The following is a 16,452-nucleotide window of genomic DNA, read 5'->3' on the forward strand; positions in this document are numbered from 1 at the left end:
GAGGACGTTGGGATTCGTGCGTCCGCCGGGCGCGTAATGCAGTAAATCTGGCGGGAAAGCCCTTCGCCGGCCGGGCTCTACCGCTGAATCCGGCGTGAGGCAACAAAATTGCCGAGCCGTTGAGCGAATTCATGTCATTTGCGAGAGTGGTCTGAATCCGGTCGATGGGTATTTCAACGTCCTGCTAAGCACTGTTCAACGTATGGGACGCGGGCAGCGCACGCACGGTCGCCGATGCGGGCGGCGTCGCGCTGGCGACCGGGAGCTGGTCGGTCGCGGCCGCCAACGGTTTCAGCGACGGCGAGCAGATGCCGAAGGCGCTGATGCTGGAAGTGCTCGCGCGGATCTCGCGGGCGACCGATCTGCCCGTCACCGTCGATCTCGAAAGCGGCTATGGCGAGCGGCTGGAGGAGGTCGCCGACACGATCGCCAGCAGCATCGAGGCCGGCGCGATCGGCTGCAATCTCGAGGACAGTTTCCCGGCGACGGGCGAGCTGCGCACGGTCGCCGCCGCCGCCGCCCGTCTCGCGGCGGCCCGGCAGGCAGCCGACCGCGCGGATATCGGCGACTTCATCAACGCGCGGACCGACGTGTTCTTCAAAGCCGCGGCCGACACGCACGACGAACGGCTGCTCGACGAAGTCCTGACCCGCGCACGCGCCTACGCGGCGGCCGGCGCCGACGGCCTGTTCGTGCCGGGCCTGCGTTCGCCGGCGCTGATTCGCGCGCTGACGGCCGCATCGCCGCTGCCGGTGAACATCATGCGCGTGTCGGAAACGCCGGCGCTGGCCGAACTCGCCGAATACGGCGTCGCGCGCATCAGTCACGGGCCGTACCCTTACCTGCAGGCGATGAAGGCGCTTGCGGCGGTGGTGAAGCAACATGCATAGACAAACCGATTACATCCGATGTAATTGGCGCGCGGCCCGGCCGTCCCTACGCTTCAGGTGCCGCGCCGCCATGCCGGCGGCGCTCATCGCCCAGGAGGCGTCATGTCCCGCTATCCGCTTCATACGATCGACTCGGCCCCTGCCGGGTCGAAGCCCGTCCTCGAGCAACTCCGGCAAACCTTCGGCGTGATCCCGAACATCGCGGCGGCCATGGCCGCCTCGCCGGTGCTGATCAACGGCTTCATCGGCCTGTTCGAGCGCGTGCACGCGAGCAGCCTCACGGAGCCGCAGATCCAGACGCTGCTGCTCACCAATGCGGTCACGAACGCCAGCGAATGGCCGGTCGCCTTCCATACCGCGCTCGCCTTGCAACAGGGCATTCACGCCGCCCACGTCGATGCGATCCGGCGTGGCGGCCTGCCCGACGACGCGGCGCTGGCCGCGCTGTCGGCGCTGGCGCGCGCACTGATCGAAACCCGTGGCCGCGTGGCGGAAGCCGACCGGCAGCGCTTCCTCGACGCCGGCTTCAGTGCAGAACAGTTGCTCGAAGTGATCGCGGTGGTCGCCGCATCGACGATCACGAACTACGTCGGCAGCGTGGCGCGGCCGGCGCTCGAAGCGCCGTTCGAGGCGTTCGCGTGGCATGCGGACGCCGCGTGAGTTCGATATAGTCGTCGGCGTCGCTCACGGAACGATCAGGACAACGCGATGAATGCGAGCACCCGCGATCCGAACGCGCCGCAGCCTGAACTGGGCCGGCTGTTGCGCTACTGGCGCGACCTGTGCGGCGTGAGCCAGCTCGACCTGTCGCTCGACGCCGGCATTTCGCAGCGCCAGATCAGCTTCATCGAAAGCGGACGCAGCGTGCCCGGACGCGACACGCTGCTGATGCTGGCGCAAACGCTGGACGTGCCGCTGCGCGAGCGCAACGCGCTGCTGCTCGCCGCCGGATACGCACCCGTGTATTCGGACGCGCCGTGGGACGCGGCGGAAATGCATGGCGTGATCCGTGCACTCGAACGGGTCGTGCGCCAGCACGACCCGTTCCCCGCGATCGTCATGGACCGGCACTGGAACGTGCTGATGAGCAACGACGCGGCGCCGCGCTTTTTCGGCTGCTTCATCGACATGGCCGCACGCGAAGGCCCGCGCAATCTGCTGCGCCTGATGTTCGATCCGTCCGGCATGCAGCCGTTCGTCGCCGACTGGGACAGCGTGTCGCGCAGCCTGCTGCAGCGCGTGTACCGCGAATCGGTCGGTCGCGTGATCGACGACGATACGCGGCGACTGCTCGACGACCTGCTTGCCAGTCCGCATGCCCCGCACGACTGGAAAACGCCGACGGCACCGGCCGCCGCACCGTCGATGCCGATCGTTCCGGTTGGCTTCGTCCACGAAGGCGTCGTGCTGCGCTATTTCTCGTTGATCACGACGGTCGGTACGCCGCAAAGCGCCGCCGCGCAGGAACTGCGCATGGAGTGCATGTTCCCCGCGGACGACGCCACCGAAACACGTCACCGGCAGTTGCTCGACGCACACGCGCCGACGCGCTGAGCAGCGCGCCGCCGGCGCTCACGCATCGGTCACTCCGCCAGCGCTGCCGCCACCCCGACCCGCTTCGGCACGCCGGTCGCGATCGCGAGCTGGATGGCCGCGACGATCAGCCCGCCCGCGCTCTCGGCTTCGTCGGGCACGGTGCGCGTGACCCACGTCGACCACGCGACCGGCACGCCGCCGAACGCCATTCCCCACAACGCGACGAGCACCGCGTCGAGCATCGGCGCGCGGCCCAGCGCGACGAGCGCGACGCCGAGCACGACCATCAGCGCGGGCATCCCGATCAGCATCGGCCGCAGCCGGTGTTCGAGCACGCGGCCCGCGAGCGACGTGCCGACGAAGTTCGCAATACCGTAGCCGAGCAGGATCGCCGACAGCCCGTTCACGCCGACGCCGGCCACCTGTTCGAGGAACGGCCGCAGATACGTGAAGAACGCGAAATGCCCGGTGAACACGAGGATCGTCGCGAACATCCCGAGGCCGACGGTCGGCCGGCGCAACACGTCGACGAGCGTGCGCAGCCGCGTCGTGCCGCTCGGCGGCATCGACGGCAGCGTCATGACCTGCGACACGAGCGCGACGCCGCCGATTCCGGCCGCGATCAGGAACACGTTGCGCCAGCCGATCAGGTGTCCGAAATAGCTGCCCATCGGCGCGGACGCGATGGTCGCGACCGCCACGCCGCTGAAGATGATCGACAGCGCGCGCGGCACCATCGCGGTCGGCACGAGCCGCATCGCCGTGGCCGTCGCCATCGTCCAGAAACCGCCGAGCGCGACGCCGAGCACGACGCGGCCGACCAGCAGCGTCGTCAGGTTGGGCGCGAACGCGACCGCGAGGTTCGACGCGACGAGCAGCACCGAGAATGCTAGCAGCACGCGCCGCCGGTCGATCGTGCGCGTCAGCGCCGAAATCAACAGGCTGGTGACGAGCGCGACGGTCGCGGTAGCCGTCACGGCCTGACCGGCGACGCCTTCGGTCACGCCGAGACTGTCGGCCATCGGCGTGAGCAGGCTCGCGGGCAGGAATTCGGCGGTGACGAGGCCGAACACGCCGAGCGTCATCGCGAACACCGCGCCCCAGGCCGGTTCGCGGGGAGTCGCCGTGACGGCGGTGGAGGACATTCCGGGATTCATGCGTGGTTCCGTATGAAAAAAGCGTTCCAGTGATGGCGTATCGTAAGGAACCACGGCAGGACGGTCTATGACATACAATCCGCCCTTATTGATCGAACGTCCGAATCTGATATGTCCGAGCCTCTGCTTCCCGATGTACCCGACGCGCACGACCTCGTCAGCGAGCTGCTGCTGGGCATGCGCCTGAGCGGCGTGCAGTACCGCCGGATCCAGGTGCCGCGGCCGTTCGGGCTGAGCTTCGGCCAGGCGCCGGGCCGCGCGCAGTTCCATTTCGTCGGGCGCGGGCCGGTGCTGCTGCGCGACGCGGCCGGCACGACGGTGCAGCTGGAGGCCGGCGACGCGATCCTGCTGCCGCACGGCCTCACGCATGCGCTGATGTCCGATCCGGATGCCGCGTGCCGCGAGATCGGCGGGTTCGAGGTCGCGAAGATCTGCGACACGGTCGCGGCGGTGGGCGCCACGTCGTGCGCGACGACGGAGCCGGGCGCCGGCGATGCGCTGATCTTCAGCGCGTGCATGGAGCTCGATCTCGGCGGCATGCAGCCTCTCGTCGGGACGATGCCGGCGTTCATGCACGTCGGCACGCTGCTCGCGCGCTACCCGGAAATCCGGCCGATGCTCGATGCGATGGAGCGCGAATCGTGCTCCGCGCGGGCGGGCTTCGCGGGCATTCTCGCGCGGCTCGCGGACGTGGTCGCCGCGTTCATCGTGCGCGGCTGGGTCGAATGCGGCTGCGGCGACGCGACGGGCTGGGTGCAGGCGCTGCGCGAACCGAAGCTCGGCCGCGCGATCGTCGCGCTGCATCGAGATCCGGGGCGGAACTGGAGCGTCGCGGAACTGGCCGCCGAAGCCGGCGTGTCGCGCTCGGTGTTCGCCGAACGCTTTCTTGCAGCCACCGGGATGACGCCGGTGCGCTATCTGACCGAGCTGCGGATGCGGCTCGCCGCGCAGTGGATCGCACGCGACCGCGAAGCGATCGAGGCGGTCGCGTACCGGCTCGGCTATGGGTCGCTCGCCGCGTTCAGCCGTGCGTTCAAGCGCGTGGTCGGGCGGCCGCCGGGCGCGGTGCGCGCGGAAAGCGACGCGCACGCCGACGCGTGACGGGGCTCGCGCGACGCATGCCGATGCGCGGGCCGGCCGCGCCGTGTCGCCCGCTCACGCTCCGCCGGCGTCGCAACACGCGCCGCCGGCCGTGATGGCCCGGCTCACCCGCTGCGCGCGTCGAGCTCGTCCATCAGCGCCGTCGCACATTGCACGGCAAGCGCCGCACACTGTTGCGCATCCACCGGCGCGCCGTTCATCACCATGCCCTGCACGATCCGGCCCGGCAATTCCTTCGACAGGTCGGCGATCTCGTATTCCCGTGTCGTCATGTTTCTCTCCTGTGCGTCGATCGTGACGCGCGCCGCCTCCGCCGCGCTCAACGCTGCTGCGCACGCACGACGATCTGTGCCTGCGTGTCGCGTTCGATGCGTTCGAGCGACGCACGCAGCGCCGTGAATTCGTCGGGCGTGCATACCTGGCGGCCGAACGCCGCGTTCATCCTGCGGGTGATCTGCACGACGCGCGCGGCCGGATCGAACACGTAATGCGACGTGAAGTCGACGAAGCGGTCGTGCACGACCGTATCGTCCGGCAGGTCGGTCACCGCGACGCCGGCCGGCAGCGCGATCTGGCCGGTCTCGTCGAACGAACCGCCGATGCACACCCACGGTTGCGTGCGCGCGGGCTCCGTCAGCCAGCTTTCGACCTGCGTCGCGATCCCGCCCGTCAGGCTCGACAGCGCGGGCACCGCCGTGGTGCCGTCCGGCCACACCAGATGATCGAGCGTGCCGGTCATCGTCACGTCGAACGGCCCCTGCGTCACGCGGCGATCGCTCGTCGCGATCTGCGCGCGGCCACGCAGCCCGCTTTGCCGCACACGCTCGTTCGCGAGCTGCCGGATGCGTTCGGGCGGCGCGCGGCGAAACAGCGTGCGTTCGAGTTCCGCCGTCCAGCCGTCGTCCTCGATGAGCGCGTGGAAACGCGCGGAACCCGGTTGTGCGGCATCGATCTCCAGCCGCGCGACACGGCGGCGCGGCTGCGTGGCCGGCGTACGCGACAGCACGCCGCTATCGACGAGCAGCGCCGGACGATCCATCACGATCGGCGGCAGGTAGCCGAACGCGATGCCGCCGGTCGTCGTGTCCGCATAGAGCCCGAGATCGGGCAGCCACGTGATCGCGTGATTGATCGCGCCGCCGCCGTAACCGGGCACCGACGGCAACGTGTAGACGGAGCCGAGATTGATCAGCACCGGTTCGCTGCGAATGCCGACCGCCGCGAGCAGCGCGCCGAACAGCGCAACGTGATCCTTGCAGTCGCCGTAGCGGTTGCGCAGGATGTCCGTCACGCGATGCGGCGCGGCGGCCGTTTCGCCGAGAAAGAGCGCGACGTAACGCACGTTTGCCTGCACCCAGTCGTACAGGATGCGCGCCTTGTCGTGAGGATCGGCGGCGTCGGCGGTGAGCGCGCGCGCCAGTTGCACGACGGCCGGATCGTTCGCGCTCGGGTCGACGGCCGCGTCGCGATAGCGCGCGGCGAACGCCGCGTAGTCGGGCAGCGTGGACACCACGAGCCGATCGCCGTAGGTCGGGTAGCCGACCGCGCCGCTCTCGATCCGGTCGTACGGCCCGTGCCGGTAATCGAACTCGTAAAGCGTGCGGCCGTTTTCGGTCACGGGCGGCAGCGCGACGTAGCCGCGCGCGTCCGCATGCAGCGGCAGGTCGGCCGGCAAGTCGAAGATCAGCCGCTGGCTCTCGACCGGCTCGCGCGACGGCTCGACGTAATAGCCAAAGTAACCGGCGTTGACGCGCTTCGTGCGCGTCTTGCGAAACACGATGCGCGTGCTCGATCCCGCCTCGACGCCGGGAAACACGACCGTGCGCAACAGCCCGTCCTGGAACGTCGGGGCGCCGGCCGAACGTGGCTCCTGCACGTCGCGGATGCCGTCGGGGCCGACCGGATGCGCGACGCCGTCGCGATCGATCGTCTCGGCCGCGAGCAGGTCGACCTTCTCCAGGTTCCTGTCGAACCACACGTAGCGCTGTGCGATCGCGTCGATCCCGTTCGCATCGTTCGCGCGCAGCGTCGAATCGTCGTGCTCGTCGAGCGATCCGTCGTGCTGGAGCACGAACACGTGGACGTCGCTGACGAGCGTCACCGGCGCTGCGTCGCCCGTCTCCGCGAACGAGGGCCGTGCAGGCGCCAGCGCGACCGCAGCGAAGACGCCGGCGAGCGCAAGGGTGCGCGCCGGCATGCGACCGGTCAATCGGGGAAAGGGGAAACGCACCACGTCGAAGCTCTCCGCGCGTTCGTGTTCGGTGGGATGCAACGGGCAGGCATCGACGCCGGCAACATGCGCACCGCGCAGCCCTCGCCCGTCGCTCGACCCAGTGTGGGTGACGGGCCGGTGAGCGTCAAGCCGCGCAGCGACGGCCCGCGTCGCCATCAACCGGACGTGCCGGCAAGCGCGCCGCGCACCGTACATGCAGGCTGTCGCCGCCTCCACGTCCGCACCCCGCGCGACTGCCATTTGCATCATGTCGTGATATATAATCCAGATAGGCAAATCGTTCCCGCAACGTCGCCGAAACGAATGACGATCCGGTGCATCCGGCACGCCGACATGGGGAAGGAGACATCATGCTGATCGACAACGATTTCGAAATCGGTTACCTCGTGACCGCGTTCGCACTGCTGGGCGTGATCCTGTTCGGCGCGCTGCTGACGGCGCTGCACTTCGAACGCTGGCATCCGAAGCTGATCGGCGCGGCGCTTGGGGCACTGATCGGGATCGCGTTGATCGAAGCGATGCCGCTGCTCACGTGAATGCGGTCCGGCAATCGCTCGTCGGCCCCGAGCCTGCCGCAACGTGCGCGCGGACGGCACGGGGTCGGAACGCGCGGCGCCCGCGAAGGAGATCAACATGGAATCACCGCTCTGCGTGACCTGTCGCCAATGCGAGATCCGCGCGGGCGCGCTGGTCGATGCGGTGGCCGGCGAAGGCCTCGAACTCGGCGCCCTGTACCAGCCGCTCGCGGTCGTATACTGGGGGGATGCCGGCGGCCGCCACGAAGCGCATCTGCTCGACCCGAAACACGACGTGTTCCGTAACGATTCGGACGCGGTCGGGATCTCGATCGCGCTGGCCAAGCGCTTCATCGATACGAAGCTCGCCGGCGCCTTCATGCCCGCGGGCTGACGTCCCGCGGCACCCCTCGTCCTCACGCTGCAGGAGGCGACATGGAAAACGGTATCGTTCCCACCATCGTGCTGCTCACGGTCCTCGTGTTCGCGGTGCTGTTCTTCGCGGAACGGCGCAGCCGCGACCGCACGCGCGACAGGCTGCTGCACCGGGCCGCGCGGCGCTCGCCGCGCTCGCATACCCACCATCACCCGTAAGCGCGCCACGCAAAAAAATCGGCCGGCGATGCGGCGTCGTGCGACGCGCAACCGTCGGCCTTTCAGTGGAGGTCCGGTTGTCGGGGCAGCCGCGCGACGCGCCTACATACCCCACATCACGTGTCGGCCCTGTGCATGGGCCGCACGCATCATGTCCAGCAGCGGCCACGCGCGCTGCGCGAGCCCGCCGGCGTGCGGCGCCAGTTCGGTGCGCAGCCCGCGTGTCGAATACGCGTGCGCGCTTTCCCGCGCCGCGTCATCCCTGATCGCCTGCTCGAGCCGGGCGATCGCCTCCGGCAATTCATCGGCGGAAAGCACGCCGCGAACGTCGAGTCCCTTCCCGACGAGCCCCAGCAGGTACTGCGCCAGATCGCGCAACATCACGATATCCGGTGCGGCGGATGACCGAAACGTAACCATCATCGTCATTTCCCCTCGTCGTGGTCGCCACAAGCCCGTGCGGCGCCAGCCGCCGGTCGCGGCGAGGCCGGCCATCCCGCTGCGCCCGGTCGCCGCCCGTTCATCTGAACCGGACGTTCGCCCGGCGCGACGCGCGCATCGCGCGTCCGGCTTCGCGTGCGGCGCGGAAGCCGGATAACGCGAAGGCCTGCCTTCATTTTATGTCATGCTGTGACATATTCAAGCATGCGGCCCCGGAATGGCGCGGCTCGTGTGGAGAAATTATCGACAGGCGCCGGACGTTGCGCGCGATGCGGCGCTACCCGACATTCATCGGCAGCAGCACCATCTGCCGCCCCTCGACATGCAGCCGCGCCTGCAACTCGACCGGCGTCTGGTTATGCAGCCAAGCGGTCAGGAAGTTCACGCGCCGGAAAATCAGCTTGCTCGCGAAGCACACGGCGTTCGGATACGCATCGAGCGTCGACGACGCGAGGTTCATGAATTCGACGACCGGGTTCGTGCCGAACGCGATCCGGTAATCGGCGGCAATGCCGTTGCGGCGACAGTGCGCGACGTAGTAGTCGAGCGATTCGGTGATCGTGTGGCGCAGCCGTTCGAGATGCTCGTGTCCGTCGTACGCCTTGGCATCGACCTCCCCTACCGCGAGAAAGATCACGTTGCGAAAGTGCCCCGGAAACAGCCGGTTGACCCACAGCAGCGCGTGCATGCTCGCGCCGCGATGCTTGCCGACGAGCAGCACGGCGGTGGGCTGCGCCGGATCGGGCTGGCCCGGCGCGCTCGCTTCGTCGACTTCCGGCGGCTTGCCCGAGAACAATGCGTCCTCCTTGGCGAGCTGCGTGCGCGTGTACGCGTAGTGCCGGTTGATCATGCAGCACAGCGCGATCACCGCGCTCGTCACGAGCACCGTGAGCCAGCCGCCGGCCGTGAACTTCTCGATCAGCGTGATCACGAGCACGGTGGCCGTCACGCTCAGGCCGAGCGCCGACAGGCAAAAGTGCTTGACCCAGCCGCGCTCGCTGCGATGGCGCCACCAATACGTGCACAGGCCGAGCAGCGACATGCTGAAGGTGAGGAACACGTTGATGCTGTACAGCACGACGAGCACGTCGACGTTGCCATGCGTCCATAGCAGAATCAGCAGGCTCGACAGGCCGACGACGATGATGCCGTTCTGCCGCACGAGCCGCGTCGACAGGTCGCGGAAATGGCGCGGCACCCACGAATCCGACGCCATGTTCGACAGGACGGCCGGCCCGTCGAGAAAGCCCGTCTGCGCGCCGACCAGCAGCAGCCCCGCCTCGAACGCGAGCACGGCCGCGAGCAGCGCATGCCGCGCGAATGCGGATCCGAGCCCGAGACGATCGATCACGCTGCCGAACACGACCGCGTTGAGCGTCTCGCCTTCGACCGGCCGCGCGTGCCACAGCATGTACAGCAGGATGATGCCGCCGGCCGTAAACGCGAGCGACGTCGACATGTACCACATCGTCACCTTGCCGTTCGGCACGCGCGGATCGGCGAGCATGTTCACGTTGTTCGACACGGCCTCGAGGCCCGTGTACGTGCCGCCGCCGAGCGAGAACGCGCGCATCAGCAACGCGAGCATCACGAACGTGCCGAGCGATTGCGACATACCGTGCGCCTCGTGCACGGCGTCGGGCACGATCATCGCCAGGTTGCTGCCGTGCACCGCGACGCCATACACGATCAGCCCGAAGTGCAGCACGACGAAGCCGATGAAGATCGGTAGCAGCACGATGATCGACTCGCGCATCCCGCGGAAGTTGAGCCCCGTCATCAACAGGATCAGCACGATCTCGGTCGTGAGCTTGAACGCCTGCGCACCGACCGGCAGCAGGCTGTAGAACGCATCGACGCCGCTCGCGAGCGACGTCGCGACCGTCAGCACGTAATCGACCAGCAGCGCCGCGCCCGACACGAGCCCCGGCTTCGGCCCGAGCAGCGACGTCGCGACGCGATAGCCGCCGCCGCCGGTCGGAAACAGCTCGATCACCTGGTTGTAGCCGAGCGCGATGACGAACACGGTCGCCGCCGTCGCGAACGCGAGAAACAGCGCGAGCGGCGTGTGGTGCGCGAGCGCGAGGAACGCCTCTTCCGGGCCGTAGCACGACGACGACAGCCCGTCGGCGCCGAGCCCGACCCACGCCAGCAACGGTGTCACGGCGATCGCATGGCGCGTGCGCGGATCGAGCGGGTCCAGCGGCTTTCCGACGAGCAACTGCCACATCTTCTGGAATGCGGTCATGGTCCCCTCCCGGCACGCCGGGCGCACCGGCGTCATCTTCTCAAGCTAGTCCACCCGCGCAGCCGGCGCCAGTCCGCACATTCCATAAGAGACCGTCGACGGCCCGGCGGCGCTTTCAACGCGTAAGCGAACGGCCCGCCGTACCGGCGCCGCGGCAGCGACCTCGCGCCGCCCGCAAGCCGTCCGCCCGGGTCGCGCCGGGTCGCGCCACGGCCGCCGGTTGCGCGATGCGGCGCCCCGCCGCCGGCCCGCCGGGCCGATTCCGCCGTGCGCCGCGATCGAGGCCGAACCCGCCGGATGCGACGCGCAACCGCGTCCCGGTCGTGCGTCATTCCCCGCAATTCGAGTTTTGTGCGCGCGCAACAATGGCGATGCCTCGCGGCCGGCGCCATGCGGGGAGCGGGTTTCCCCACGCGACACCGGCTGCGGCGGTCTTTGAAAAACCACATCACGAGGACATACCATGCAACTCCAATCCCATCCGGCGTGCCGCCCGTTTTACGAAGCAGGTGAACTCACGCAACTGACCGCGTTCTACGAAGAAGGTCGCAATGTCATGTGGATGATGCTTCGATCGGAGCCACGGCCGTGCTTCAACCAGCAACTCGTCACCGACATCATCCATCTCGCGCGCGTCGCGCGCGACTCGGGCCTGCAGTTCGACTTCTGGGTGACGGGCTCGCTCGTGCCCGAGCTGTTCAACGTCGGCGGCGACCTGAGCTTCTTCGTGGACGCGATCCGCAGCGGCCGGCGCGATCAGTTGATGGCCTACGCGCGTTCGTGCATCGACGGCGTGTACGAGATCTACACGGGCTTCGGCACCGGGGCGATCTCGATCGCGATGGTCGAGGGCAGCGCGCTGGGCGGCGGCTTCGAGGCCGCCCTCGCGCACCACTACGTCCTCGCGCAGAAGGGCGTGAAGCTCGGTTTTCCCGAGATCGCGTTCAACCTGTTCCCGGGCATGGGCGGCTATTCGCTGGTCGCGCGCAAGGCGAACCGGGGGCTCGCGGAATCGCTGATCTCGTCGGGCGAGGCGCATGTGGCCGAGTGGTACGAAGATCAGGGGCTGATCGACCAGACGTTCGAAGCAGGCGACGCGTATCTCGCGACGCGTACCTTCATCGACGTGACGAAGCCGAAGCTGAACGGCATTCGCGCGATGCTGCGCGCGCGCGAACGCGTGTTCCAGCTCACGCGCTCCGAGCTGATGGACATCACCGAGGAATGGGTTCACGCGGCGTTCACGATCGAGCCGAAGGATCTCGCGTACATGGAACGCCTGGTGATGCTGCAGAACCGGCGCGTGTCGAAGCTGCGCACGGTGTAACGTGAGCGAAGCGCGCCGCCGCGTGGCCGGCGGCGCGCCGCAACCGGATGCTCAGGCGATCAGCCTGAGCTTTCTCGTCTCCGCGAGCCACGCCTCGAAGGCCTGGGCCGGCATCGGTCGCGCAAAGTAGTAGCCCTGCGCGTGATCGACGTGGATCTGCTTCAGGAATTCGGCTTCCTCGTGCGTCTCGACGCCTTCGGCGACCACCGAGAAACTCAGCGCCTTCGCGAGCGACACGACGGAGCGCACCAGCGCCTGCGAGCGCGGATTGCGATCGATGCCGGTGATGAAGGAGCGATCGAGCTTGATCGAATCGAGCGGCAGACGCGACAACTGCGACAGCGACGAATAGCCGGTGCCGAAATCGTCGAGATGGATCTCCGCGCCGAGCTGGCGGAATTCCTTCATCAGCTGATGCGCCGATTCCTCGTCCTCGATGAAGCTGCTTTCGGTGAGCTCGATGTCGAGCAGGCTCGGCTTGAGTCCCGCGCCGTCGAGAATCGACGCGAACTGGTGGACGATGTTCATGTCCTGCAACTGCCGCGCGGACACGTTCACCGCGATCCGCACGCCGAGCCCCTTCGCCTTCCACGCAGCGGCCTGCGCGGCCGCGGTGCGCATCACCCAGCGCCCGAGCGGCGCGATCAGCCCCGACTCCTCCGCGAAACGGATGAACTCGATCGGCGCGACCAGCCCGCGATCGGGCGACTGCCAGCGGATCAGCGCCTCGACGCCGTGCACGTCGCCGGTCGCGATATCGACGACCGGCTGGTAGTGCAGCACGAACTGCTCATCCTCGAGCGCCTTGCGCAGGTTCGTGTCGAGCCACATGTACTTCGCGACCTTCTGGTTCATCTCCTGCGAGAACACGCGATACGTGTGCTTGCCTTCTTCCTTCGCGACGTACATCGCGGTGTCGGCGCTGCGGATCAGCGTCTCGAGCGAATCGCCGTGCTGCGGATACATCGCAATGCCGATCGAGCAGCTCGTGTACACCTCCATCAGCCCGAGGTGGATCGGCGTGCGCAGCCGCTCGAGGATGATCTGTGCGGTCGCTTCGAGCAGCGGCCGCGTGCCGTGTTCGAACAGCACCAGGAATTCGTCTCCGCCGAGCCGCGCGAGCGTCGCGCCGGACGGCAGGCAGCCGCTGATGATCGCGGACACGTCCTGCAACAGGCGGTCGCCGGTAATGTGGCCGTAGTGATCGTTGACGCGCTTGAAGTTGTCGAGATCGAGGAACAGGATGCCGACCTGCCCGCGCATGTCGGTGCGGTCCATCGCGAGCGCCCCGCGGATGCGCTCGCTGATCGCATGCCGGTTCGGCAAACCCGTCAGCATGTCGGTGTTCGCGAGTTCGCTGAGCCGCTGCTGCGCGTTGCGCTCCTCGGTGATGTCGATGCCCGAGCAGATCAGGAACTGCTCGTCGACGCCGCTGCCGCTCTGCACGAACTTGTTGCGGAACTGGAACAGGCGCGGCCCGTTGACCGTGTTGATGTAACGCTCGACCGCGAACGAATGGTTGCTCGCGAAGAAGCCGGTGATGTTGTGGCGCGACTGTTCGCCCTGCTCGGGGCTCATGAACAATTCGAATGCGCTGCGGCCGACCACGTCGACCTCGCGCTTGCCCGTCACTTCCTCGCACAGGCGATTGAAGCGCTGCACCATCCCGTTGCGGTCGAGAATCACGACGAGCGAATTCACTTCGGACACGACCTGCTCGGCGAACGCGAGCCCGTTCGCGAGATCGCTCGCGACGGACGCGGTATCGGAATAGGCGGAGGCCGTGCCGGCCCAGTCTTTCGTATCGACCTTCCTGCCGACCAGATGGAGGCTGATCGCATTGCCGAACAGCGTGATGTCGAGCACGAGGTGCGACGTGACGCCGGTCAGCACGCGAACCCGCGCAGCCTGCTCGGCGGTCAGCGCGACCGCGACGTTGGTCATGCCGCGAACGGCGGCCAGTTCGAGTGCATTGCTGTCGCTGCCGAGACGCCAGCAGGGGCTGCGCGTACCGACGTGCGCCTCAAGCACCGCGCTATCGTTTTCGTCATCCATGGACACGCCCCGATCCAGAAAAAACGCACAGTGTAGACGGAGGCGAGACGGCCGCCCCCGATCCCCGGCCACGCAACGCGCGTACCCGGCAAGGCAGTCGTGATGGCCGCGACAGCGATCCTCGTTCCGTATTTGTTTCCAACTAATGCGACCCGGCGTTCGCGCTCGACGCGCGCAGGTTTTCCAAGCGAATGATGAGACCCATCTTATCAAATGACGATGAAGATTGGCACTCACATTTGGAACTTGGTGTCAAGGAATCGGGACTCGGTTGGCAACGGGGATTTTTCATGCGCTGCCATACCCCGCAAGCCGTCGCCACGGGTCCGGGCGGGGCCCGCCGGACTGGCCAGCAGCCGCGCGGGATAAGGATTTGAGACGAATCGAAGGGCATCCGGACCGACGTGCGGCAACGGCACGCCAGCGGGGTCGGATCGCAATGCAGCAATCGCGGTAACGGGCTTTTCCTTTCCGTTCGAACGGGAATCCACGCGTTTATTCCCGCTTCCGTTGCAATATCGCACCGGTCTTTTGGCGCGAATATATCGCCCGCGCGCCGACGCCGCGGCAGCGCGGGCGGAACCGGTGCGATCGCCCGGTCGGGGTGGCGCGGGAGCCGCGCCGACGCGCGTGTCGTCGCGCCTTCCCGCGCGGTTCGTGCGGATCGCCCGACTCAGTCGGCCACGCCGTAGCCGCCGCCCCCCGGCGTTTCGACCACGAACACGTCGCCCGCCGCCATCTGCGCGCGGCCGATGTGGTCGAGCAGCTCGACCGTGCCGTCCGCCCGCTCGATCGTGTTGCGGCCGAGCGCGCCCGCCTCGCCGCCCGCCGCGCCGAACGGCGCATGGATCCGGTTGTTCGACAGGATCGACGCGGTCATCGGTTCGAGGAAGCGGATCCGCCGCACCGCGCCGTCGCCGCCGCGCCAGCGCCCGCCGCCGCCCGACCCCGCGCGCAGCCGGTGCGAGTCGAGCCGCACCGGGTAACGCCATTCGAGCACTTCCGGATCGGTCAGCCGCGAGTTCGTCATGTGCGTCTGCACCGCGCCGACGCCCGCGAAGCCGTTGCCCGCGCCGCTGCCGCCGGCGATCGTCTCGTAGTACTGGTATTGATCGTTGCCGAACGTGAAGTTGTTCATCGTGCCCTGGCTCGATGCGACGCAGCCGAGCGCGCCATACAGTGCATTGGTGATTGCCGACGACGTCTCCACATTGCCCGACACGACCGCGGCCGGATATTCGGGATTGAGCATCGAGCGTGCGGGCACGATCACCGTCAGCGGCTTCAGGCAGCCGGCGTTCAGCGGGATGTCGTCGCCGACCAGCGTGCGGAACACGTACAGCACGGCGGCCATGCAGACGGCCTTCGGCGCGTTGAAGTTGTTGTCGAGCTGCGCGGACGTGCCGGTGAAATCGATCTCCGCACGCCGCGCCGCGCGATCGACGCGGATCGCGACGCGGATCTCCGCGCCGTTGTCGAGCGGATAGCGGTATGCGCCGTCCTGCAGCGCGCCGATCACGCGGCGCACTGCTTCTTCCGCGTTGTCCTGCACGTGCCCCATGAACGCGAGCACGACGTCGCGGCCGAACTGCGCAACCATCCGCCGCAACTCGTCGACGCCCTTCTGGTTCGCGGCGATCTGCGCCCGCAGGTCGGCCATGTTCTGCTCGACGTTGCGCGCGGGATAGCGGCCCGATGCGAGCAGTGCGCGCGTGTCGGCGTCGCGCAGCGCGCCGGCCGACACGAGCTGCCAGTTGTCGATCAGCACGCCCTCTTCGTCGATGTGCCGCGAATCGGGCGGCATCGAGCCCGGCGTCGTGCCGCCGATGTCCGCGTGATGGCCGCGCGAACCGACGTAGAAGAGCGGCGCGTCGGCGCCGTCCGCGAACACCGGCGTGATGACGGTCACGTCCGGCAGGTGCGTACCGCCGTGATACGGGTCGTTCAGCATGAACACGTCGCCGTCGCGCATGCGGCCGCGATTGCGCTCGATCACCGTGCGGATGCTCTCGCCCATCGAGCCCAGGTGCACCGGCATGTGCGGCGCGTTCGCGATCAGGTTGCCGTCGCCGTCGAAGATCGCGCACGAGAAGTCGAGCCGTTCCTTGATGTTCACCGAGTACGCGGTGTTCTGCAGCCGCAGCCCCATCTGCTCGGCGATCGACATGAAGAGGTTGTTGAAGATCTCGAGCCGCACCGGATCGGCGTCGGTCCCGAGCGAGCGGCGCGTCGGCAGCGGCGTCGTGCGCGTGAGCACGAGGTTGCCCTGCGCGGTCATCCGCGCGCGCCAGCCGGGTTCGACGACGGTCGTGCCGTTCTGTTCGGCGACGATCGCCGGCCCGTCGATCGCGTCGC

The 16,452-nt window shown here is 68.0% G+C and carries 14 protein-coding genes and 1 pseudogene; 8 read left to right on the plus strand and 7 right to left on the minus strand.

Annotated features, from left to right (window positions below):
- Positions 1-188: 188 nt before the first annotated feature.
- The 3 genes and pseudogenes from J7024_RS33065 to J7024_RS33075 form a co-directional block, all read left to right on the plus strand.
- Positions 189-890: pseudogene (locus J7024_RS33065) on the plus strand (isocitrate lyase/PEP mutase family protein); the annotation flags it as partial.
- A 102-nt stretch (positions 891-992) separates the two neighbouring features.
- The gene (locus J7024_RS33070) at positions 993-1,550 is read left to right on the plus strand and encodes a carboxymuconolactone decarboxylase family protein (RefSeq protein WP_124830975.1); all 558 of its coding nucleotides are present in this window, start codon (positions 993-995) and stop codon (positions 1,548-1,550) included.
- A 48-nt stretch (positions 1,551-1,598) separates the two neighbouring features.
- Complete coding sequence (locus J7024_RS33075) at positions 1,599-2,444, plus strand: helix-turn-helix domain-containing protein (protein ID WP_234745842.1); 846 nt, start codon at positions 1,599-1,601, stop codon at positions 2,442-2,444.
- 29 nt (positions 2,445-2,473) lie between these two features.
- Here J7024_RS33075 and J7024_RS33080 read toward each other — a convergent pair whose 3' ends face one another.
- Entirely contained in the window at positions 2,474-3,583 is a 1,110-nt protein-coding gene (locus tag J7024_RS33080; protein ID WP_234745843.1) for an MFS transporter, read from the minus strand.
- Positions 3,584-3,694: 111 nt separating this feature from the next.
- Between J7024_RS33080 and J7024_RS33085 the strand changes: the two genes are divergently transcribed.
- Positions 3,695-4,684 (plus strand): AraC family transcriptional regulator, encoded by a 990-nt coding sequence (locus J7024_RS33085; protein ID WP_124830978.1) that lies wholly within the window; start codon positions 3,695-3,697, stop codon positions 4,682-4,684.
- 104 nt (positions 4,685-4,788) lie between these two features.
- Here J7024_RS33085 and J7024_RS33090 read toward each other — a convergent pair whose 3' ends face one another.
- Both J7024_RS33090 and J7024_RS33095 read right to left on the minus strand, forming a co-directional pair.
- Positions 4,789-4,956 (minus strand): hypothetical protein, encoded by a 168-nt coding sequence (locus J7024_RS33090; RefSeq protein WP_175752331.1) that lies wholly within the window; start codon positions 4,954-4,956, stop codon positions 4,789-4,791.
- Between the two features lie 47 nt (positions 4,957-5,003).
- Positions 5,004-6,917 carry a DUF3857 domain-containing transglutaminase family protein gene (locus tag J7024_RS33095; protein ID WP_124830982.1) on the minus strand — a complete coding sequence of 638 codons (1,914 nt, stop codon included), beginning with the start codon at positions 6,915-6,917 and terminating at the stop codon, positions 5,004-5,006.
- A 350-nt stretch (positions 6,918-7,267) separates the two neighbouring features.
- Between J7024_RS33095 and J7024_RS33100 the strand changes: the two genes are divergently transcribed.
- The 3 genes from J7024_RS33100 to J7024_RS33110 all read left to right on the plus strand — a co-directional run bounded on the left by J7024_RS33100 (position 7,268) and on the right by J7024_RS33110 (position 8,026).
- Positions 7,268-7,453, plus strand: a complete 186-nt coding sequence (locus tag J7024_RS33100) for a hypothetical protein (protein ID WP_175752332.1) — start codon at positions 7,268-7,270, stop codon at positions 7,451-7,453.
- A 97-nt stretch (positions 7,454-7,550) separates the two neighbouring features.
- Entirely contained in the window at positions 7,551-7,826 is a 276-nt protein-coding gene (locus tag J7024_RS33105) for a hypothetical protein (protein ID WP_124830980.1), read from the plus strand.
- Between the two features lie 41 nt (positions 7,827-7,867).
- Complete coding sequence (locus J7024_RS33110) at positions 7,868-8,026, plus strand: hypothetical protein (protein WP_175752333.1); 159 nt, start codon at positions 7,868-7,870, stop codon at positions 8,024-8,026.
- 102 nt (positions 8,027-8,128) lie between these two features.
- Here the strand turns inward: J7024_RS33110 and J7024_RS33115 are convergent, their stop codons facing one another.
- Together J7024_RS33115 and J7024_RS33120 are read right to left on the minus strand one after the other, a co-directional pair.
- Positions 8,129-8,449 carry a DUF1840 domain-containing protein gene (locus J7024_RS33115; protein WP_124830983.1) on the minus strand — a complete coding sequence of 107 codons (321 nt, stop codon included), beginning with the start codon at positions 8,447-8,449 and terminating at the stop codon, positions 8,129-8,131.
- Positions 8,450-8,744: 295 nt separating this feature from the next.
- Positions 8,745-10,715, minus strand: a complete 1,971-nt coding sequence (locus tag J7024_RS33120) for an APC family permease (protein ID WP_124830981.1) — start codon at positions 10,713-10,715, stop codon at positions 8,745-8,747.
- A gap of 463 nt (positions 10,716-11,178) precedes the next feature.
- Here J7024_RS33120 and J7024_RS33125 point away from each other — a divergent pair, with 463 nt between their 5' ends.
- Positions 11,179-12,042: a crotonase/enoyl-CoA hydratase family protein gene (locus J7024_RS33125; RefSeq protein WP_175770718.1), complete on the plus strand. Its 864-nt coding sequence runs from the start codon at positions 11,179-11,181 to the stop codon at positions 12,040-12,042.
- A gap of 51 nt (positions 12,043-12,093) precedes the next feature.
- Here the strand turns inward: J7024_RS33125 and pdeR are convergent, their stop codons facing one another.
- Positions 12,094-14,097: a cyclic di-GMP phosphodiesterase gene (gene pdeR / locus J7024_RS33130; protein ID WP_124830784.1), complete on the minus strand. Its 2,004-nt coding sequence runs from the start codon at positions 14,095-14,097 to the stop codon at positions 12,094-12,096.
- A 673-nt stretch (positions 14,098-14,770) separates the two neighbouring features.
- The coding region (locus J7024_RS33135) for a hydantoinase B/oxoprolinase family protein (RefSeq protein ID WP_234745844.1) at positions 14,771-16,452 on the minus strand (1,682 nt) is incomplete at its 5' end.

The sequence above is a fragment of the Burkholderia sp. WTPI3 genome (genome assembly GCF_021483755.1).
Lineage (GTDB): Bacteria > Pseudomonadota > Gammaproteobacteria > Burkholderiales > Burkholderiaceae > Burkholderia.

Excerpts from the sequence above, each read along its gene's own strand:
- J7024_RS33070 (WP_124830975.1), top strand. The coding sequence starts at position 993 with ATGTCCCGCTATCCGCTTCATACGATCGACTCGGCCCCTGCCGGGTCG.
- J7024_RS33075 (WP_234745842.1), top strand. The coding sequence starts at position 1,599 with ATGAATGCGAGCACCCGCGATCCGAACGCGCCGCAGCCTGAACTGGGC.
- J7024_RS33080 (WP_234745843.1), bottom strand. The coding sequence starts at position 3,583 with ATGAATCCCGGAATGTCCTCCACCGCCGTCACGGCGACTCCCCGCGAA.
- J7024_RS33085 (WP_124830978.1), top strand. The coding sequence starts at position 3,695 with ATGTCCGAGCCTCTGCTTCCCGATGTACCCGACGCGCACGACCTCGTC.
- J7024_RS33090 (WP_175752331.1), bottom strand. The coding sequence starts at position 4,956 with ATGACGACACGGGAATACGAGATCGCCGACCTGTCGAAGGAATTGCCG.
- J7024_RS33100 (WP_175752332.1), top strand. The coding sequence starts at position 7,268 with ATGCTGATCGACAACGATTTCGAAATCGGTTACCTCGTGACCGCGTTC.
- J7024_RS33105 (WP_124830980.1), top strand. The coding sequence starts at position 7,551 with ATGGAATCACCGCTCTGCGTGACCTGTCGCCAATGCGAGATCCGCGCG.
- J7024_RS33110 (WP_175752333.1), top strand. The coding sequence starts at position 7,868 with ATGGAAAACGGTATCGTTCCCACCATCGTGCTGCTCACGGTCCTCGTG.
- J7024_RS33115 (WP_124830983.1), bottom strand. The coding sequence starts at position 8,449 with ATGATGGTTACGTTTCGGTCATCCGCCGCACCGGATATCGTGATGTTG.
- J7024_RS33120 (WP_124830981.1), bottom strand. The coding sequence starts at position 10,715 with ATGACCGCATTCCAGAAGATGTGGCAGTTGCTCGTCGGAAAGCCGCTG.
- J7024_RS33125 (WP_175770718.1), top strand. The coding sequence starts at position 11,179 with ATGCAACTCCAATCCCATCCGGCGTGCCGCCCGTTTTACGAAGCAGGT.
- pdeR (WP_124830784.1), bottom strand. The coding sequence starts at position 14,097 with ATGGATGACGAAAACGATAGCGCGGTGCTTGAGGCGCACGTCGGTACG.